The organism is Ensifer sp. CCNWLY38 (genome assembly GCF_037120565.1).
Classification (GTDB): domain Bacteria; phylum Pseudomonadota; class Alphaproteobacteria; order Rhizobiales; family Rhizobiaceae; genus Ensifer; species Ensifer adhaerens_H.
In genome coordinates, this window is record NZ_JBBBBO010000001.1 from 135,901 (window position 1) to 154,866 (window position 18,966).

The window sequence follows — 18,966 nt, forward strand, 5'->3', positions numbered from 1 at the left end:
GCCCTCAAATTTCCGAAATTGCTCCGTGCATTTAGCAGGAATCTTAAGGCAGGAAACGGAGTTTTCATGAAATTCGCCCGCAGGCTCGCCGCCGCCTTTCTCGTCATCTACCTGCTGCCGGCGCTAGCCTCGGCCGGCTGGTGGTACATGCAGGACCGGCCACAGAGCTGGCGCGACGCGGATTGGTCCTCGGCCGACATCCTGCCCAAAGCCGCGGACAATACCGATGCGGCGATTTACGTGTTTTCGGCAACGACCGGCGGCATGAAGGGCGCCGTCGCCAGCCACGCCTGGATCGTAACCAAGGAACAGGGCGCCCTCGCCTACAACCGCTACGACAAGGTCGGCTGGGGCAAGCCGATCCGCCGGAACGGCTATCCGGCGGACGCCCGCTGGTATTCCAACGAGCCACGACTGGTCGTTTCGGTTACCGGGACCGAAGCCACCAGGCTGATCCCGAAGATCGAAGCGGCGATCGCCAGCTATCCCTATGACTCACCCGGCGGCTATCGGATCTGGCCGGGCCCGAACTCCAACACCTTCGTTGCCCATGTGCTGCGCTCCGTGCCGGAACTCGGCGCCGTGCTGCCGCCGGACGCCGTCGGCCGGGATTATCTGCCGGAGGGCAAGCTGTTCCAGATCGATGCCGACGGCCGCGACATGCATGCGACCCTTTATGGCCTTGCGGGCGTTTCAGCCGGTGTTCGCAGCGGTTTCGAGCTGCATTTCCTCGGCCTCGTCGCCGGCTTCGATTTCGCAAGACCCGGCGTCAAGATCCCGGCGCTCGGACGCTTCGGGGTGTGAGCAACGCCAGAACCGAGGCGACGAACATTCGCGGTTGAAGGCGCTTTCCCCGCATTGCATCTTCCGGCATCGAATCAGGAGGACGCCCGATGCATGAGATTCCGATCAGAAGTTTCGCCGTTTCGGTCGTCGTATTGCGCCCCGCGGAGAACAGCTGCGAGGTTCTGCTTCTCCGACGTACCGGCACGCTTGCCGGAACGTGGTGCCAGGTCGCCGGCGCGATCGAGGCGAACGAGACGGCCTGGCAGGCGGGCCTGCGTGAAGTCGAGGAGGAAACGGGGCTCAGACCTGATCGCTTCTATTCGGCCGACATCTGCGAGCAGTTCTACGAGGCCGATCGCAATGCGATCAGCCTGTTGCCCGTCTTCGTCGGCTTTGCGCCCGATGGCGCCACGGTCCGGCTGAATGCCGAGCACAGCGACTTTCGCTGGGTGAGCTTTGACGAAGCGATCCGCATGGTGCCCTTTGCCGGGCAACGGAAAGTCTTGAAGCACATCCGCGAGGAGTTCATCGACAATGAACCGAACCCGTGGCTGCTGATCCAGGAAGCCTCACCGGCCGGCGCAGCCTGCTAGAAATGGAAAAGGGCCGCCCGAGGCGACCCTTCCCTGAGTTCTGGCCAAGTGAGTGGCCCGGGCTCTAGGCCCGAAGGAAGGCGGGGATCAAGCCGAGGGCTGCCTCGACGTGTTCACCTCTCCCATGCCCTTCACCAAGACCGAAATCTCATTAGACATTGGATCACCTTCCTTTCTGTTCGTTGCTGATGCGTTGAAGGTAAGCGATCTGTCGCCGATTGCAAGCGCGACGATGGTCGAAGATCGCATCCCTTCGTCACGCCGCAGAACGCATGCATTGCGATCGTTCCGGTCACATGGACCTGATGATCTTGCCAATCACAGGGACCTGATGTTCGTTCCGATCACAGGGCCATGATGATCCTTCGGGTCACATGGACATGATGATCTTGCCGATATGGTCGCCGGTCTCCATCTCGCGGTGCCCGTCGGCCACCTTGGCGAAAGGCAGCACCGAGTGGATCACCGGTGAGACCTTGCCCGCCTCGAGCAGCGGCCAGACCTTTGCCACCAGACCATCGCGGATCGCCTGCTTCTCCGCCGGCGTACGGGGACGGAGCGCCGAGCCCATCACATGCAGACGCTTTGTCAGGATCGGCGCGATGTTCGCCGCCTCGACTTTGGCGCCGCCGAGGAAGGCGATGATCGACAGGCGGCCGTCCTTCGCCAGCGAAGCGATATTGCGATCGAAGTAACGCCCGCCGACCATATCGAGGATGACGTCGACGCCGCGTCCATCCGTCTCTTCGATGACGACCGTTTTGAAGTCCTGTTCGCGATAGTTGATCGCGCGCTTGGCGCCGAGCGCCTCGCAAGCCTGGCATTTTTCTGCGCTGCCGGCCGTGACGAAGACCTCGGCGCCGAAGGCCTTGGCAAGCTGGATCGCCGTCGTGCCGATGCCGCTCGATCCGCCATGGATGAGGATCGTTTCGCCCGCCTTCAGGCCGGCCATGTCGAAGACATTGGCCCAGACGGTGAAGAAGGTTTCCGGCAGAGCCGCCGCCTTCACCGCGTCATAGCTCTTCGGCCAGGCCAGCGCCTGGGTTGCCGGGACTGCCGCATATTCCGCATAGCCGCCGCCATTGGCGAGCGCGCAGACTTTGTCTCCGATTTGAAATCCTTCCGCGCCCGCGCCGAGCGCCACCACCTCGCCGGCCACTTCAAGGCCGAGGATCGGGCTTGCACCCGGCGGCGGCGGATAGTCGCCCTTGCGCTGCAAGACATCGGGACGGTTGATGCCGGCCGCCTCCACCCGAACGAGGATGTCGCCCGGCTTGATCTCAGGCAACGGTCCCTTTTTCAAGACCATGTTTTCCGGTCCGCCGGGAGCCGGAAGGTCGACGAAGTTCATTTCCGATGGAAGGGACATGGCACACCTCATGCTGCTGATGCGCCACATCTAGCGCTGACGGCGTGCCGCGAAAAGGGTGGCAGCAGTATTGGCCGATCAGAGTTCCGCCGCCAGGAAGGACAGGATCTCGCCAGCCACCAGTGCCGGGCTTTCCCAATGAGGGTTATGGCCATGGCCGGCCAAGTTGATCGAGCGCGCCGAGCCGATGGTCTCCGCCAGCAGCCGGCGATGCCCGGCGTCGAACAGCGGATCCTCGCTGCCGCCGATCGCCAGCACCGGCAAACGCAACTGCCGCGCACTGGCGCGAAGATCGGTCGCGGCAAGGCCATCGAGGATAGCGAGCCACGTCTGCGTCGGTATCTCTGCGGCCTCCTTGCGCATGTGAGCAAGGAACGCCGGGTCGACTGGTTGGTTGCAGGCGTGCCAGACATCGAAGAACGGGTGTTCCTGATCCAGCGGATCCTTCAGCGCGCGGATCGCCCGCGCTGTTGGATTGTCTTGGCCAAGGCCGGGCTGCAGGCTGCCGGATAAAAGAACCAGGGCACGTATCAAGTCCGGGCGAAGGGCGGCAAGCGCAATGGCGGTCATTGCCCCCATGGAATGGCCGATGACGACGATATCCCTCAGCGCTAGCCTATCGGCCAGACAAGCGAGATCCCGCGAAAAATCGGCAACCGTTGCCCCCGGCCCCGCCTGCGACGCGCCGTGGCCGGCGAGATCCGGAATGATCAGCCGATAGCCCACGAGGTGGGGCGCAACCAGCGAGAAAGAACGACTGCTGTCGGAATAGCCATGCAGCAGCAACAGCACCTGCCCCTCGCCGCGATCGACATAGGCGAACTGGCGCCCACCGGGCAGTTCGAGCCGCCGCTTCAGCGACGACCAGTCTTCCTGGTCGATGGCGATCACAGCCCCAGCGCGGCCCTGACCGCGGCAAGCCCCGGCTGCCCGTCGAAGGTCGTCACCCCGGCAAGCCAGGCGTCGAGCCGCTGCGGCTCCTGCTTGATCGCCTTCGCGCCAGCCTCCTCCGGCGCCAGCCCGTCGTTCATCAGGGAACCCATGCCGCGGTTCTCGAAGTCGATATCGAAGCTCAGATTGTTGAGGAGCTTGGCGACATTCGGGCATTCCTGCAGATAGCCCTTGCGCACCTGGGTCGAAACGGTCGCCGCGCCAAAGTCCGGTCCATAGAACTTGTCGCCGCCAGTCAGATACTTGATCGACAGGGCCGTGTTCATCGGATGCGGCGCCCAGCCCTGAAAGACGATGAAGGACTTGTCGCGAATCCGGCGCGTGACTTCCGCCAGCATGCCTTGCTCGCTTGATTCCACCACTTCCCAGCCATCAAGCCCGAGGCTCTGGTCCTTGACGGCATCCAGCATCAGCTGGTTGGAGCCGGGCTCGATGCCGTACATCTTCTTCTCGAATTTGTCGGCAAAGGTCTTCAGGTCGGAAAAATCCCTGACGCCCGCCTCCCAGACATAATCGGGTACGGCGAACGTGTACTTGGCCCCCTTCAGATTGGTGCGGACGGTTTCGACCGAACCGTCGTCCTTGTAGGGCTTGTAGTAGGAGACCATCGCCGGGTCCCAAAAGCCGAGGAAGACGTCGAGATCGCCGCTGCGCAGGCTGGTGTAGATGACGTCAATGCCGAGCAGCTTACTCTCCGGTTCATAACCCAGCGCCTTCAACACGGTCAGCCCGACGCCCGTGGTGAACGCCAGATCGTTCCAACCGGGCTCGGCCAGCCGGACTTGCCGACAGGATTGCGCCTCGCCGGCCAAGGCCGGAGAGGCAACGGCGACAACGGCAATGGTGGACATCAACAGTTTCAGCTTCGGCATCGCATCCTCCAGTTTGTCCATTCGGACTAAAAATTGTCCCACGGGTCAACATTTGATCTTTCCGGAAAGTTTGTCAATGTGGGAATCGTTTGGAGGCGGCTGATGCGACTGACGAGGATAAGCGAGATCAGGCGGCGCGAGCTGCGCCGCGCGGCCTTTGAGGTGCTGCAGAAAGAGGGCATGGCCGGCGCGACGCTGGAGAAGGTCGCGACACACGCCGGCGCCTCCAAGGGCATCGTGCTGCATTATTTCGCCAACAAACAGGAGCTTTTCGAACATGCCATGCGCGAGGCGAACGCCGCGCTCAAGGAAGCGGTGGTCGTTCGGCTGAACCGCGCACGCACGCCGCGCGAGCGGCTTGAGGCGATCATTGAGGCGAACTTCGAGGAGCGCTTCTTCCAGCCTTCGGTCTGCCATGCCTGGCTTTCCCTTTGTGCCGAAGTTCCGCGCGAGCCTCAGCTTGCCCGCATCCAGAAGGTGATCCACGCGCGCATGCGCTCGAACCTGCTTTCCGCGCTCGTGGATCTGTTGCCGGCAGAAGACTGCGAGGCCGTGGCGCTCGGCATCACTTCATTGATCGACGGCCTTTGGCTTAGACTTGGATTGCAATCGGAAGGGCTGACGCGCGACACGGCGCTTTCTCAGATGCGCGACTATCTCGCCCATCGCATACCCGCGACCTAAGCGATCCCGAAGACGGGAAATCAGCCGCCGAGTGCATCCATGACAAGACCTGCTTCGCTGGCCTTGGCGCGGGATTTGATTTCCGCGATGCGGGCGCTGACGGCCTGGGCATCGGAAAAGACGAAGCCCTCCGGCAGGCCGAGGACGGCGATCGAGCAGCGCATCAGCGCGAATTCCTTCGGCGCACCGTCACGACCATGGCCGCTGATGCGGCCCTCGGCCTGGTGCTCCGCCGAGTAGAGCTGGCGCACGTCGGAGCGGAAATCGTCCAGCAGGCGGTTCAGCACCGCCTCCAGCTCTTCGACCGAACAGCCGCTGATGCCGACGAAGAAATCATCTCCCCCGACATGGCCGAGGAACTTCTCCTCACCGATGAAGTGACGGCGCAGGAGTGCGGCAAACAGCGTGATCGCGAGATCGCCCTTCTGGAAGCCGTAGGTGTCGTTGAACGGCTTGAAGTCGTCGAAGTCGCAATAGCAGAAGTAGCGGGCCTGATCGCCGTCGAGGATCGCGTCCTGGACGTAATCGCGGATGGCGCGGTTGCCGGGCAGGCCCGTCAGCGGGTTCTGCTCCTGTGCCATCTTCAGCTGCTTTTCGTTGATGATCTTCAGAAGCGACGAGGCCGAAAGCGTACCGGCGTAACGCATGTTCTCCGTCAGGATCAGGCAATCGCTGCCATCCATGCCGGCGAAGATCTTCAGCATCTCGTCGGCCGGCGTATCGAGATCGGCGATCGGGGCCGGGCTGACGAAATGCGAGATCCGCCGCTGGTAGATCCGGTTCTTGAGGAGATCGCGGCCGAAGGGGTGATAGATCAGCTCCTTGACGTGATACTCATGCAGAATGCCGCGCGGCTCGCCATTGGCGTTCAGAACCGGGAAGAAGCCCTGGCGCGGGTTTCGCCGGAAGAGATCGAAGACGGAATCGAGTTCATCGCTTTCGCGCACCGTGGGCAGTTGCTCGATCTGCTTGCGGATCAGGATACTGTCGAGCGAGGACGAGGATCGCCTCACGCTGACGCTCTGATCGAGATGCGGATAGGCGGGCAGAAGCTCGCTGAGATGAGTGGTCGGCCGGGCGACATAATAGCCCTGCACCAGGTCGCAGCCGAGATCGCGGCAGGTCAGGAATTCCGCCTCCGTCTCGACGCCCTCGGCGATGACCCGCGTACCAAGCACATGCGCGGTGTTGACGGTGTGGCGCACGAGGTGGCGCTTGCGGGCGTCAGTCTCGATGCCGGAGATGAAGTGCCTGTCGATCTTCACATAGTCGACCGGCTGGTCGCAAAGCAGCTTCAGCCCGTTGAAGCCGGCGCCGAAATCATCGATCGCCAGCTTGAAGCCGGCGAGCCGAAGATCGCGCACGAGCGCGGAGAAGTCCGGCATCTTGCCGCTGTCGAAACGCTCGGAGAGCTCGAAGCAGAGCGACGAAGGGGCGATGTTGGCGCGCTTCAGATGGTTGACCAGGCGCTCGACGATGTCGCCCTCGCCGCCGACGAGGCGCGAGTCGAAATTCAGAAACAGGGTACGGGCGGAATGATCGGGCAGCGTCGCGAAGCCGGCGACGGCGCGGCTGTTGATCATGTGCTCCAGCGCCAGCAATTGCCCGGCCTCTTCCGCCTTGTCGAGCAGTTCCAGCGGCGAGGCGAAGCCCAGTTTCTGGAAGCCGCGCATCAGCGATTCGTAGCCGAAGACGGTGCCGGTCGCCGCTTCGGCGATCGGCTGGAACGCACTCTCGATCACCAGCTTGGCAAGCGTGACGATCTGGTCATCGCCGAACCGGCGCAACGAGAGGATTTCGGCGGGGGCGGCGGACATGCCGGGCTCCAGAAACAGGGAACGGACGATCGGACGCCGGCAGCATGGCCGCCAAGAGTCAAGGAAGTCTTTCCCCATTATGAAGCTTTGATGAAAGCTATACGACAGTCGCGACCGCGCTTTTCAGATGAAAACCTTCTAATGAAATCAGTGGTTTCATGAGCAGTTGCTGCGACTGGCCAATGCACCGAGCTTGGCACTTTCGCACCGCCTGGCACTGAACTCGCAACCCACAGATCGCAGGTGGATTACCCCTTCGCCAGCACCCCGAAAGCGATCAGCGACAGGCCCTGCATCACTAGGTCGACGGCGAGGAACAGGCCGAGGATCCAGAGACTGTTGACCGGCCAGCCGGCGGCGATGATGAGGCCGGCGGCAAGCGTGACCAGACCGCCGAGCGCCACCCATCCCCAGCCTTGTACTGGCCTGAGCTTGAGGCCGACCCAGATGCGGAAGCAGCCGGCGACGATGAGGGCGATCGCCATCACGAAGGTCAGGAAGGACGAGGCAAGCAAGGGATTGATGAAGGCAAACAGGCCGGCGATCGTATAGCAGGCGCCGCTCAAGCCCCAGTAAAGCACGCTGTCCCAGCCCTTGACCTGGAAGGCGTGGGCGAGATTGAAAAGCCCGCCGACCAGCATGATGATCCCGACATAATAGACCGAAGCGACCGTGGCCATCAGCAGATTGCCGAAGGCAAGACCACCGCACATGATGAGCAGCACGCCGAGTGCTACGAACCATCCCCATTTGCGGGCAACCGCCGTCTTGTCGGCCTGATCGAATGCATGGGTCATTTCAACCTCCAGTCCTTCAAATCGCAGGATCGCTACCGGGAGGATTGAGCCGGATTTCTTCGAAAAAGGGAAGCGAAAACACCGAAGATTTTTATTGATTGATGAGTCAATCAAAAATAAACTGAGCGCCGTCAAGGGAGAGACGGATGCCAAAGGTCGGAATGGAGCCAGTGCGCCGCAAGGCGCTGGTGGACGCAGCACTTCGCGTGATCGGCGACCAGGGCACGCTGACCGTCACCATGTCCGAGATCGCCCGCCACGCCGGCGTCTCCCCTGCCCTTGCCCACCACTATTTCGGCAGCAAGGAACAATTGCTGATCGAGACGATCCGCAGCCTTCTACGGCAGCTGCGCGACGACACGGTGACGGCGCTTCGCACGGTGGCCGGCCCGCGCGAAAGGCTGAGCGCTTTGATCCGCGTCTCCTTCCAGGCAAGCCAGTTCGCCCCAGATACGATTGCCGCATGGCTCGCCTTCTATTCGGAGGCGCAACGGTCTGAGGAGGTGCGACGGTTGCTCGTCGTCTATGCCCGGCGTCTGCGCTCCAACCTCATGGCGAGCCTTAAGGCGCTCTGTGCAGACGATGACGCGGAACGCATCGCCGAAGGCGCTGCTGCGATGATCGACGGGCTTTATATCCGCCAGAGTCTGCGCTCCGCGCCGATCAGCATCGAAGCCTCGATCGCGCTCACCGAAGACTACGTCAGCTCGCACATCGATCGGCTCAAATAGCAGGGAACGGCCGCATGACCGCAAGACCGAACATCCTGATCATCATGGTCGATCAGCTGAACGGAAAGCTCTTTCCGGACGGACCGGCCGCGTTCCTGCATGCGCCGAACCTGAAAGCGCTCGCCGCGCGCTCAGCCCGCTTCCGCAACAACTACACCTCGTCGCCGCTCTGCGCCCCTGCCCGCGCCTCCTTCATGGCCGGGCAATTGCCGAGCCGCACCCGCGTCTACGACAACGCTGCCGAGTACCAGTCCTCCATCCCGACCTATGCACATCATCTGCGCCGCGCCGGCTACTACACGGCTCTGTCGGGCAAGATGCATTTCGTCGGTCCGGACCAGTTGCACGGCTTCGAGGAGCGGCTAACGACCGACATCTACCCGGCCGATTTCGGCTGGACGCCCGACTATCGCAAGCCCGGCGACCGCATCGACTGGTGGTACCACAATCTCGGCTCGGTCACCGGTGCCGGCGTCGCCGAGATCACCAACCAGATGGAATATGACGACGAGGTCGCCTTCCTTGCCAACCAGAAGCTCTACCAGCTGTCGCGCGAAAACGACGACGCGGAGCGCCGCCCCTGGTGCCTGACGGTCTCGTTCACCCACCCGCACGACCCCTATGTGGCGCGCAAGAAATTCTGGGATCTCTATGAGGGTTGCGAACATCTGCTACCCGAGGTCGGCATGCTGCCGGAGGTGGATCAGGACCCACACTCGAAACGCATCATGCACTCGTGCGACTACGTCAATTTCGACCTGACGGAGGACAATATCCGCCGGTCGCGCCGCGCCTATTTCGCCAACATCTCCTATCTTGACGAAAAAGTCGGCGAACTTCTGGATACGTTGACGCGCACCCGCATGCTCGACGACACGCTGATCCTCTTCTGCTCGGATCATGGCGACATGCTCGGCGAGCGCGGCCTGTGGTTCAAGATGAACTTCTTCGAGGGTTCTGCCCGGGTGCCGCTGATGGTTGCCGGCCCGGGGATCGCGCCCGGCCTTCACCTGGCCCCGACCTCCAATCTCGACGTCACACCGACGCTCGCCGATCTCGCCGGCATATCCATGGACGAGGTGAAGCCCTGGACCGACGGCATCAGCCTCGTGCCCATGATCAACGGTGAGGAGCGCAGCGAGCCGGTGCTGATGGAATATGCAGCGGAGGCCTCCTACGCGCCGCTGGTCGCCATTCGCGAGGGCAAGTGGAAATATATCCACTGCGCGCTCGATCCGGATCAGCTCTACGATCTCGACGCCGACCCGCTGGAACTGAAGAATCTGGCGGCCAATCCGGAAACACCTGTTCAGGCGACAACGCTGCAGGCCTTCCGCGACATGTGCGCCGCCCATTGGGACATGGAAGCTTTCGATGCGGCCGTGCGCGAAAGCCAGGCACGGCGCTGGGTGGTCTACGAGGCGCTTCGCAACGGCGCCTATTACCCCTGGGATCACCAGCCGCTGCAGAAGGCATCCGAGCGCTACATGCGCAACCACATGAACCTCGACAATCTCGAGGAATCCAAACGCTATCCGCGAGGAGAATGAGATGAAAGCCCAACCGCAAGCCTCGCACTTCATCGACGGCGAATATGTCGAGGACATCGAAGGCACCGTCATCGAGAGCATCTATCCGGCAACCGGCGAAGTGATCGCGCGCTTGCACGCGGCAACGCCCGCCATCGTCGAAAAGGCGATTGCCGCCGCCAAGCGCGCCCAGCCGGAATGGGCGGCGATGAGCCCGACGGCCCGCGGCCGCATTCTGAAGCGCGCTGCCGAGATCATGCGCGAGCGCAACCGTGAGCTCTCCGAACTCGAAACGCTCGACACCGGCAAGCCGATCCAGGAGACGATCGTCGCTGACCCGACCTCGGGTGCTGACAGTTTCGAATTCTTCGGCGGCGTCATCGCCACCGCGCTCAACGGCGATTACATCCCGCTCGGCGGCGACTTTGCCTATACCAAGCGCGTGGCCCTCGGCGTCTGCGTCGGCATCGGTGCCTGGAATTATCCGCAGCAGATCGCCTGCTGGAAGGGCGCGCCGGCGCTTGCCGCCGGCAATGCCATGGTCTTCAAGCCGTCGGAGAACACCCCGCTCGGCGCGCTCAAGATCGCCGAGATCCTCGTCGAAGCCGGCCTGCCGAAGGGGCTCTACAACGTCATCCAGGGCGACCGCACCACCGGGCCGCTGCTCGTCAATCACCCTGATGTCGCCAAGGTGTCCCTGACCGGTTCGGTGCCGACAGGAAAGAAGGTAGCGGGTGCGGCCGCAGCCGAACTCAAGCACGTGACCATGGAACTCGGCGGCAAGTCGCCGCTGATCGTCTTCGACGATGCCGATCTCGAAAGCGCCATCGGCGGCGCCATGCTCGGCAATTTCTATTCGACCGGCCAGGTCTGCTCCAACGGCACCCGCGTCTTTGTGCACAAGGGCATTAAGGAGCAGTTCCTCACCCGACTAAAAGCCCGCACCGAGGCAATCGTCATCGGCGACCCGATGGACGAGGCGACGCAGCTCGGCCCCATGGTCTCGATGCCGCAGCGCGACAAGGTCTTCTCCTATATCGAGAAGGGCAAGGCCGAGGGTGCGCGGCTCGTGACCGGCGGCGGCATTCCGAATGCCGTCAACGCAGAAGGCACCTATATCCAGCCGACGGTTTTTGCCGACGTCACCGACGACATGACGATCGCGCGCGAGGAGATCTTCGGACCGGTCATGTGCGTGCTCGATTTCGACGATGAGGCCGAGGTGATCGCGCGTGCTAATGCCACCGAATTCGGCCTTTCCGCCGGCGTCTTCACCGCCGACATCACCCGCGCGCACCGCGTGGTTGACCAGCTCGAGGCGGGCACACTGTGGATCAACACCTACAATCTCTGCCCGGTGGAAATCCCGTTCGGCGGCTCGAAGCAGTCCGGCTTCGGCCGCGAGAACTCGGTCGCTGCGCTCAACCACTACAGCGAATTGAAGACCGTCTATGTCGGCATGGGGCCGGTGCAGGCGCCGTATTGAGAATGAGACAGGGCCGCCCCTCCATTGAGAGGCGGTTGTTTTACCCCTCATCCTCGGGCGAGCGAAGCGAGTTCCGGGGATCCAGCAGCGCCACGTCGGTGGCGCACAAGAGTCCTCAAGCGACGGACGTCGCTTGGCTGGAATCCTGTGACGAGCACAGGAATGAGGGGGGAAGCGCACAGGCGGAACGAGAGACGCGAGAGAAAGACCACGCTTATGCAGGCAGATTACATCATCATCGGCTCCGGCTCCGCCGGTTCGGCGCTCGCCTACCGCTTGTCCGAAGACGGCAAGAACACGGTGCTGGTGCTGGAATATGGCGGCTCGGATGTCGGCCCCTTCATCCAGATGCCGGCAGCGCTTGCCTGGCCGATGAGTATGAAGCGCTATAACTGGGGCTATCTCTCCGAACCCGAGCCGAACCTCAACAACCGGCGCATCACCGCGCCGCGGGGCAAGGTGATCGGCGGCTCGTCATCGATCAACGGTCTCGTCTATGTGCGCGGCCATGCGGAAGACTACAACCGCTGGGACGAGCTCGGCGCACGCGGCTGGGCCTATGCGGACGTGCTTCCCTATTTCAAGCGCATGGAGCATTCTCACGGCGGGGAAGCCGGCTGGCGCGGCACCGATGGGCCGCTGCACGTCAAGCGCGGCCCGGTCCACAACCCGCTGTTCCACGCCTTCATCGAAGCGGGCCAACAGGCCGGTTTCGAACTCACCGACGATTACAACGGCTCGAAGCAGGAAGGCTTCGGGCTGATGGAGCAGACCGTCTGGCAGGGCCGGCGCTGGTCGGCGGCGAACGCCTACCTGAAGCCGGCAATGAAACGGCAGAACGTCTCGCTCGTGCGCTGCTTCGCCCGCCGGATCATCATCGAGAACGGCCGGGCGACCGGGGTCGAGATCGAGCGCGGCGGCAAGATCGAGATCGTCAAGGCGAACCGTGAGGTGATCGTCTCGGCATCGTCGTTCAATTCGCCGAAACTGCTGATGCTCTCGGGCATTGGTCCGGCACAGCACCTCAAGGACATGGGTATCGAGGTGAAGGTCGACCGCCCCGGCGTCGGCCAGAACCTGCAGGACCACATGGAGTTCTATTTCCAGCAGATTTCGACCAAGCCGGTGTCGCTCTATTCCTGGCTGCCCTGGTTCTGGCAGGGGGTCGCCGGCGCGCAATGGCTGTTCTTCAAGAAGGGCCTCGGCATCTCCAACCAGTTCGAGGCCTGCGCCTTCCTGCGCTCCGCCCCCGGCGTCAAGCAGCCGGATATCCAGTACCACTTCCTGCCGGTGGCGATCAGCTACGACGGCAAGGCGGCCGCCAACACCCACGGCTTCCAGGTGCACGTCGGCTACAACCTCTCCAAGTCGCGCGGCAACGTCACGCTGCGCTCCTCCGACCCGATGGCCGATCCGGTCATCCGCTTCAACTATATGAGCCATCCGGAGGACTGGGAGAAGTTCCGCCACTGCGTGCGCCTCACCCGCGAGATCTTCGGCCAGAAGGCTTTCGACCACTATCGCGGGCCGGAAATCCAACCGGGCGAGAAGGTGCAGTCGGACGAAGAGATCGACGAGTTCCTGCGCGAACATCTGGAAAGCGCCTACCATCCCTGCGGTACCTGCAAGATGGGCGCGAAAGATGATCCGATGGCCGTCGTCGATCCGGAGACCCGCGTCATCGGCGTCGACGGGTTGCGCGTCGCCGACAGCTCGATCTTCCCACATGTGACCTACGGCAATCTCAACAGCCCTTCGATCATGACCGGCGAAAAGGCAGCCGACCACATTCTCGGCAAGCAGCCGCTGGCGCGCTCCAACCAGGAGCCGTGGGTCAACCCACGCTGGGAGGTCAGCGACCGATAAGGATCGCATGCACCAGAGCGCCGTGCGTTCAGACGAACGCACTAAGGACGCTCTGGCACTTTGATTCTAGAGCATCTCATCCGCTTTCAGTGATTCCACTTGAAAGCGGATGCTCTAGGCGGCACGTTTTCCTCGCATTCGACAGCTGCAATGTCTGCGGCATGTCACGTTCGCCGACGGTATCTCGTCCTGTCTTCTCGAGTGCCCGAGATGAAGGAGACGAACATGACACCGAGGCTGGACTTGCTTGCCGCTACCGCAGCGGCAATGCCATCATGGCTCCTCGCGCGTGCCGGCTATGCCATAGCCGATTGCCTCGAACGGCGATGGGGATCGTGATGGCCGAGATGACCGACGAAGACGTCAGAACGACCTTCGAGCCGCTGCGTCCCCGACTGATCCGCATCGCCTATCGGATGCTGGGTTCGGTCAGCGAAGCCGAGGATGTTGTCCAGGAGGCATTCCTGCGCTGGCTCGACGCCGACCGCACTGCCGTCAAGGATTCGTCAGCCTTCCTGCGCCGCATCGTGATGCGACTTTGCCTCGATCAGTTGAAGTCGGCGCGGCGTCGACGCGAGACCTATGTCGGACCATGGCTGCCGGAACCGGTCGTCGAGGAAAACGACGACCTCGACGACATCACCTTGCCACTGATGATGGCGCTGGAGCGCCTGTCGCCGCTCGAAAGGGCCGCGTTTCTGTTGCACGACGTCTTCGGCGTCAGCTTCGATGAAATCGGCGAGACGCTCAACCGCAAACCGGCGACCTGCCGTCAACTTGCCAGCCGCGCCCGTGTCAATATCCGCAGTGCTCGTCGCCGCTTTGTCATGCCCCGGGAACAGGGCCTCGAAATCGCCTGCGCTTTCTTCGCGGCCTCGCGCAGCGGGGACATGCAGCAGCTTCGCTCGCTGCTCGCAACGGAGGCGATCGTCTATGCCGACGGCGGCGGCAAGACAGCGGCGCCGAGACGGCCAATCATGGGCTTCGACAAGGTCATGAAACTCCATGCGTCGCTGGCTCTGATCTTTGCAGAAACGATGTCGCGACTCGTGCGCTACGACTTCATCAACGGGCTACCCGGTTTCATCACCATCGAAGAAGGGGGCCGGCTGCAGACCACCGCCCTTGAGATCGAGCAGGACCGGATCACCGCCATCTATGTCACGCGCAATCCGGAGAAGCTCAAACATTTCCCGGATGCGCTGCGGCAGTTCGATGGTCACGCCGTTCATTGAACGACATGTGACTGCGTCCTGACGATCACGCGAACGCTACTGCCTGTTTCCCTAAATCGTCGCCGATTTAAGGATAAAAACATGCAGCAAGTCAAAGTGCTACAGCGACCTTTGCGCGTCTCATAAGACGCGCGGCGCTGTAGAGCCCACCGCCCCATCAACCGATCCTGACCAGCGTTCCCTTCAACGTGCAACGCGCCGCAGGCGCGCGTCTTCGCTCGCGCGCTGCAGATCCATCACCCAAAACCAATGGAGACCAAACCATGAGCAACATATGCATCGCCGTTATCTATCACAGCGGCTACGGCCACACCGCACGTCAGGCGGAAGCCATCAAAGCCGGAATCGAGCGGGTCGACGGCACGCAATGCCTGCTCTTGACCGTCGACGAAGCACCGGACCGGTGGAACGATCTGCTCTCGGTCGAGGCGATCATCTTCGGCACACCAACCTATGTCGGGGGTCCATCAGCCGCGTTCAAATCTTTCCAGGAGGCAAGTTCGAACGCGGTGATGGCCAAAGGCTATCTCTGGAAAGACAAGATCGCCGCTGGCTTCACCAATTCGGGAACCGCTTCCGGCGACAAGCTCGCGACGCTGATGCAACTTGCGCTCTTTGCTGCCCAGCACGGCATGCACTGGATCAACCTCGATCTGCCGCCGGCCAACCACTCGACCACAGGATCGCCCGACGATCTCAACCGGTTAGGCTTCTGGCTGGGTGCGGGTGCCCAGTCGAATGTCGACCAGGGCGCCGATCTCGCCCCGCCGCAATCCGATCTCGCCACCGCAAGGCATCTCGGGCAACGGGTGGCCGAAGCGACGCTGCAGTTCGTGCGCGGCAGAACGGTCGAGCAGGAGCCGGCTCTCCCCACGTGGAGAACGGCAAGCGACCGATAGTATCGGCGTCAAAGGAAGCCGATCCAGCGCCCAGCCAGAAGCGCTGCCGGCCACACCGTCAGCGAGACGGCTGCCGGGATGCGAAGACGCCATGAGACCGGGCCGCCGTTTACGGCGGCCCCCCATGCGCCGCCCATATGCACACTGACAGCGTTGACGGCACCGATCCCCAGCAGAGCGATCTTTGCGAGAAAGGCAGCATTCGTGACATAGGCCGCGGGGCGCACGCTGAAGAGGCAGAAGCCAGTGGTGATCGCCAATGCTAAGCCAACTGCCGCCGCACGCGACAGAAACGGTCCGAGCACTTCAAGCGAGGTGTGGCCGAAGAAACCGAGCAACCGTAAATCCAACGGCACGATGGCGCCGATCAGCAGCCCGATCGCCAGGATGTGGGCCGCGTTGACGACGAGGTACAGGATCGCCGATCGCCGCATCGCCGATGCCAGCGGCCACGCGGCGAGCCACTCCAGCAGCTCCGCCGCACTCATCCGCCGGTCCGGATACGTTCCGGATAAATGTCGAAAGTCTTGCCGGCCACCGTCACGCGCACCGCCTTCATGCGCTTCTCGTTCGGATCAAGCGAGCGATTGCCCAGGACCACGATCTGATCGCCGACCTTGGCGACACCTTCGACGAAGCCGGATCGCTCCGTCTGTCTGGGGTTGCCCAACTCGACACGCCAGAGCCCGTCCTTTTCGGTTTCGACCTGTAGCGTCGGATGTGGCGGCGCCATCGAAATGTCGCGTATGGTACCCTTGAGCTCGATCTGGTCGGCCTCGGCCCAGGACCACCCATGATGGGCGTAAGTGCTGGTGGCAAGAAGCACCGTCATGATGCCCGCCGTGACGCTACGGCGTGAAATGCCCTTCAACATCTGCCTTCTCCTTCGCCTGTTTTGGAGAACCGGCAGCTTGCGCCGGAAGATGAATTTGCGGAAGCACGTGGTCTTCAACACTTCTTGAGCATCACCATTCAACCGCCTCCTGCGGTTGCGATGACCAAGGGTTGCGCGAACATAATTCAACACCTTAAAATTTAGCCATTCTTAATCTCCGGTTGTTATGTCTAGATGAGACGGAGTGAACGCTGGGCGAACGTGCCATGAGGGCAGTTTCGCCGCGTAGTGACGCGTGCTCCATCCCATCATCGTCATCACTCCCTGCCAAGGCGAGCTCGCTTCCCGATGACCATGCGGCCTTGTCCGCGGTCACCGGCCGAGGACAATTTGCCTTGCGGGCAACCGAGGAGCGTTTTTCATGACAATCAAAGCACGCCTGCTCGTGTGTTTGTCCCTGCTCGCCGTCGCCATGCTGGTCATGATCGTCACGGCTTTCAATGCGATGACATCGATCTCCAAGCGCACCGAAACGATCGTTGCCGACCGGCTGTTGCCGGTGGCGCAGCTCGATACCGTCGCCGACATGTATGCCGTCGAAATCGTCGATACGACCCACAAGATGCGAAGCGGCGCGCTTGGGTGGGCTGACGGCAAGGAGAAGATCAACGCGGCGCTTGCCACCATCGATGAACAATGGCGGGCCTATGAAGCAACGAGAATGACGCCTGAGGAAAAGAAGCTCGCGAAGACCTTTGACGCCGCCCGCGTCGGCAGCGAGCAGGCGGTCAGGGACATGCTCGAGATCATCGATCGACAGGACATCGCCGGGTTCGGCCGGTTTATCGACAGCCGCCTTTACGCGGCCATCGATCCGCTGGCCGAACCGATCGGCGCCCTGGTCAAGCTCCAGCTCGCCGAAGCCAACCACGAGCTGGAGGCGGCCAAGGTGGAGAAAGACACCCTGACACGCTGGCAGGTCATGATCGGCGCCTTTGCCATCGCGCTTCTCGGGGCAACAGTCTGGTTCGTCGTCTCGGGCCTCTTCCGGCCGCTGACGATGTTGCGCGAGGCCATGCGCCAGCTTGCCGCCGGCAACCTCAAGACCACGATCTTCGGCGAAGGTCGTCGTGACGAGATCGGCCAGATGGCGGGTGCCGTCGCTGTCTTCCTCGACAATGCGGCCGAACGCCAGCGGCTCGAGCAGGAAGCGGAGGCGGGTCGAACACTTTCCGAACGCGAACGCGAGCAACGCGAGGCGCAGAAGGCCAAAGAAGCTGCAGAGATCCAGACCGCGGTCAATGCGCTCGGCTTCGGTCTCGACCGGCTGGCGGAAGGCGACCTCACCTATCGCATCGGCACGCCGCTTGCCGAACGGCTCGACGCGCTGCGCACGAACTTCAACAGCTCCGTCACCAATCTCGAAGATGCGCTGCGCTCGGTCGGCGAGAACGCCCGCAGCATCAATGCTGGCGCCAGCGAAATCCGCTCTGCGGCCGGTGACCTTTCCAAGCGCACAGAACAGCAGGCGGCTTCGGTCGAGGAAACGGCGGCTGCACTGGACCAGATCGCGACCACCGTGGCGGATGCCAGCCGGCGTGCGGAGGAGGCAGGCACCTTGGTGACGCGCACCCGCGGTGCGGCAGAGAAATCCGGCGAGATCGTCGGCAATGCGGTCACGGCCATGAGCGGCATCGAAGCCTCGTCGCGGGAGATCTCCAGCATCATCGGCGTCATCGACGACATCGCTTTTCAGACGAACCTCCTGGCGCTGAATGCCGGCGTCGAGGCGGCTCGCGCGGGCGAAGCCGGCAAGGGCTTTGCCGTCGTCGCCCAGGAGGTGCGCGAGCTCGCCCAGCGCTCGGCGCAGGCCGCCAAGGAGATCAAGGTGCTGATCGCCACATCTGGCCAGCAGGTCAAATCCGGCGTCACGCTGGTGCGCGAGACCGGTACGGCGCTCGAAAGCATCATCACCGAGGTCAAGGAGATCAGCAGCCACGTGACGGCGATCGTCGAAAGCGCCCGCGAACAGGCCGCCGGCATCCAGCAGATCAATACGGCGGTGAATGCTATCGACCAGGGAACGCAGCAGAACGCGGCCATGGTGGAGCAATCGACCGCCGCGAGCCATAGCCTCGCCCGCGAGGCCGGCGCGCTCAACGATCTGCTGATGCGCTTCAAGACGGGCAACGGCCAAGCGGCGGCACCACGCCTCGTGACGAGCGAGATTGCTGCCCCCTCGCCCGCACGCGCCTTGAGCCGCAAACTCGCCACGGCCTATCGCAGTGCCCCGCAGGCACAGGAGGCCGGCTGGGCAGAGTTCTGACGGTCTGGCTCTCCCCTTGGCTGGAGGCGCGGGCCCGCAAGGTTCGCGCCTCCTCTTTAAGGGTTGCCGTCGTCGCCATACAGTATAAAATCTAGTAATTTACTAGTCTATATTCGGTTTTTCGCTGCCTTTCGTTCTGAGAGGCAGATTTGCTCCAAACAAAGAGCATTAGAAACCGCTATTTCTGTTC

General features: G+C 62.6%; 17 protein-coding genes. 10 read left to right on the forward strand and 7 right to left on the reverse strand.

The genetic code is table 11. The features are described 5' to 3' along the window. Positions 1-66 precede the first annotated feature (66 nt). Positions 67-804: a DUF3750 domain-containing protein gene (locus tag V7S54_RS00695; protein WP_336407961.1), complete on the forward strand. Its 738-nt coding sequence runs from the start codon at positions 67-69 to the stop codon at positions 802-804. An 89-nt stretch (positions 805-893) separates the two neighbouring features. Next, positions 894-1,379, forward strand: coding sequence for an NUDIX hydrolase (locus V7S54_RS00700; protein ID WP_065372571.1), 486 nt, complete (start codon positions 894-896; stop codon positions 1,377-1,379). Positions 1,380-1,749: 370 nt separating this feature from the next. Here the strand turns inward: V7S54_RS00700 and V7S54_RS00705 are convergent, their stop codons facing one another. The 3 genes from V7S54_RS00705 to choX all read right to left on the reverse strand — a co-directional run bounded on the left by V7S54_RS00705 (position 1,750) and on the right by choX (position 4,571). Then, complete coding sequence (locus V7S54_RS00705; protein ID WP_065372572.1) at positions 1,750-2,748, reverse strand: NAD(P)H-quinone oxidoreductase; 999 nt, start codon at positions 2,746-2,748, stop codon at positions 1,750-1,752. Between the two features lie 78 nt (positions 2,749-2,826). Next, complete coding sequence (locus V7S54_RS00710) at positions 2,827-3,639, reverse strand: alpha/beta fold hydrolase (RefSeq protein WP_065372573.1); 813 nt, start codon at positions 3,637-3,639, stop codon at positions 2,827-2,829. After that, the gene (choX, locus tag V7S54_RS00715) at positions 3,636-4,571 is read right to left on the reverse strand and encodes a choline ABC transporter substrate-binding protein (RefSeq protein ID WP_065372823.1); all 936 of its coding nucleotides are present in this window, start codon (positions 4,569-4,571) and stop codon (positions 3,636-3,638) included. Before choX ends, V7S54_RS00710 begins: the two co-directional genes overlap by 4 nt. A gap of 102 nt (positions 4,572-4,673) precedes the next feature. On the opposite strand from choX, the gene betI (V7S54_RS00720) reads away from it, so the two are divergent. Beyond that, a complete protein-coding gene (gene betI / locus V7S54_RS00720; protein ID WP_058325519.1) occupies positions 4,674-5,255 on the forward strand; it encodes a choline-binding transcriptional repressor BetI in 582 nt (193 codons plus the stop codon). A gap of 20 nt (positions 5,256-5,275) precedes the next feature. On the opposite strand, the gene V7S54_RS00725 is transcribed toward betI (V7S54_RS00720), so the two are convergent. Then, complete coding sequence (locus V7S54_RS00725; protein WP_065372574.1) at positions 5,276-7,072, reverse strand: GGDEF domain-containing protein; 1,797 nt, start codon at positions 7,070-7,072, stop codon at positions 5,276-5,278. Positions 7,073-7,320: 248 nt separating this feature from the next. Beyond that, entirely contained in the window at positions 7,321-7,869 is a 549-nt protein-coding gene (locus V7S54_RS00730; protein ID WP_065372575.1) for an HdeD family acid-resistance protein, read from the reverse strand. Positions 7,870-8,015: 146 nt separating this feature from the next. Between V7S54_RS00730 and betI (V7S54_RS00735) the strand changes: the two genes are divergently transcribed. From betI (V7S54_RS00735) to V7S54_RS00760, 6 genes are all read left to right on the forward strand, one after another. Next, on the forward strand, positions 8,016-8,600 hold the full coding sequence (betI, locus tag V7S54_RS00735; RefSeq protein ID WP_065372576.1) for a transcriptional regulator BetI: 585 nt from the start codon (positions 8,016-8,018) through the stop codon (positions 8,598-8,600). A gap of 14 nt (positions 8,601-8,614) precedes the next feature. Beyond that, entirely contained in the window at positions 8,615-10,150 is a 1,536-nt protein-coding gene (betC, locus tag V7S54_RS00740) for a choline-sulfatase (protein WP_065372577.1), read from the forward strand. Position 10,151: 1 nt separating this feature from the next. Beyond that, positions 10,152-11,615 carry a betaine-aldehyde dehydrogenase gene (gene betB, locus V7S54_RS00745; protein ID WP_065372578.1) on the forward strand — a complete coding sequence of 488 codons (1,464 nt, stop codon included), beginning with the start codon at positions 10,152-10,154 and terminating at the stop codon, positions 11,613-11,615. Between the two features lie 216 nt (positions 11,616-11,831). Next, positions 11,832-13,481 (forward strand): choline dehydrogenase, encoded by a 1,650-nt coding sequence (betA, locus tag V7S54_RS00750; protein WP_065372579.1) that lies wholly within the window; start codon positions 11,832-11,834, stop codon positions 13,479-13,481. A 338-nt stretch (positions 13,482-13,819) separates the two neighbouring features. Then, positions 13,820-14,716 (forward strand): sigma-70 family RNA polymerase sigma factor, encoded by an 897-nt coding sequence (locus V7S54_RS00755; protein ID WP_065372824.1) that lies wholly within the window; start codon positions 13,820-13,822, stop codon positions 14,714-14,716. A gap of 263 nt (positions 14,717-14,979) precedes the next feature. Then, complete coding sequence (locus V7S54_RS00760) at positions 14,980-15,615, forward strand: flavodoxin family protein (protein ID WP_065372580.1); 636 nt, start codon at positions 14,980-14,982, stop codon at positions 15,613-15,615. Positions 15,616-15,623: 8 nt separating this feature from the next. Here the strand turns inward: V7S54_RS00760 and V7S54_RS00765 are convergent, their stop codons facing one another. Next, positions 15,624-16,103, reverse strand: a complete 480-nt coding sequence (locus V7S54_RS00765) for a DUF2214 domain-containing protein (protein ID WP_065372581.1) — start codon at positions 16,101-16,103, stop codon at positions 15,624-15,626. Further along, positions 16,100-16,489, reverse strand: coding sequence for a DUF6152 family protein (locus V7S54_RS00770; protein WP_065372582.1), 390 nt, complete (start codon positions 16,487-16,489; stop codon positions 16,100-16,102). The genes V7S54_RS00765 and V7S54_RS00770 overlap by 4 nt, the downstream gene beginning before the upstream one ends. A 382-nt stretch (positions 16,490-16,871) precedes the next feature. Between V7S54_RS00770 and V7S54_RS00775 the strand changes: the two genes are divergently transcribed. Beyond that, the gene (locus V7S54_RS00775) at positions 16,872-18,776 is read left to right on the forward strand and encodes a HAMP domain-containing methyl-accepting chemotaxis protein (protein ID WP_336407962.1); all 1,905 of its coding nucleotides are present in this window, start codon (positions 16,872-16,874) and stop codon (positions 18,774-18,776) included. Positions 18,777-18,966: the final 190 nt, after the last annotated feature.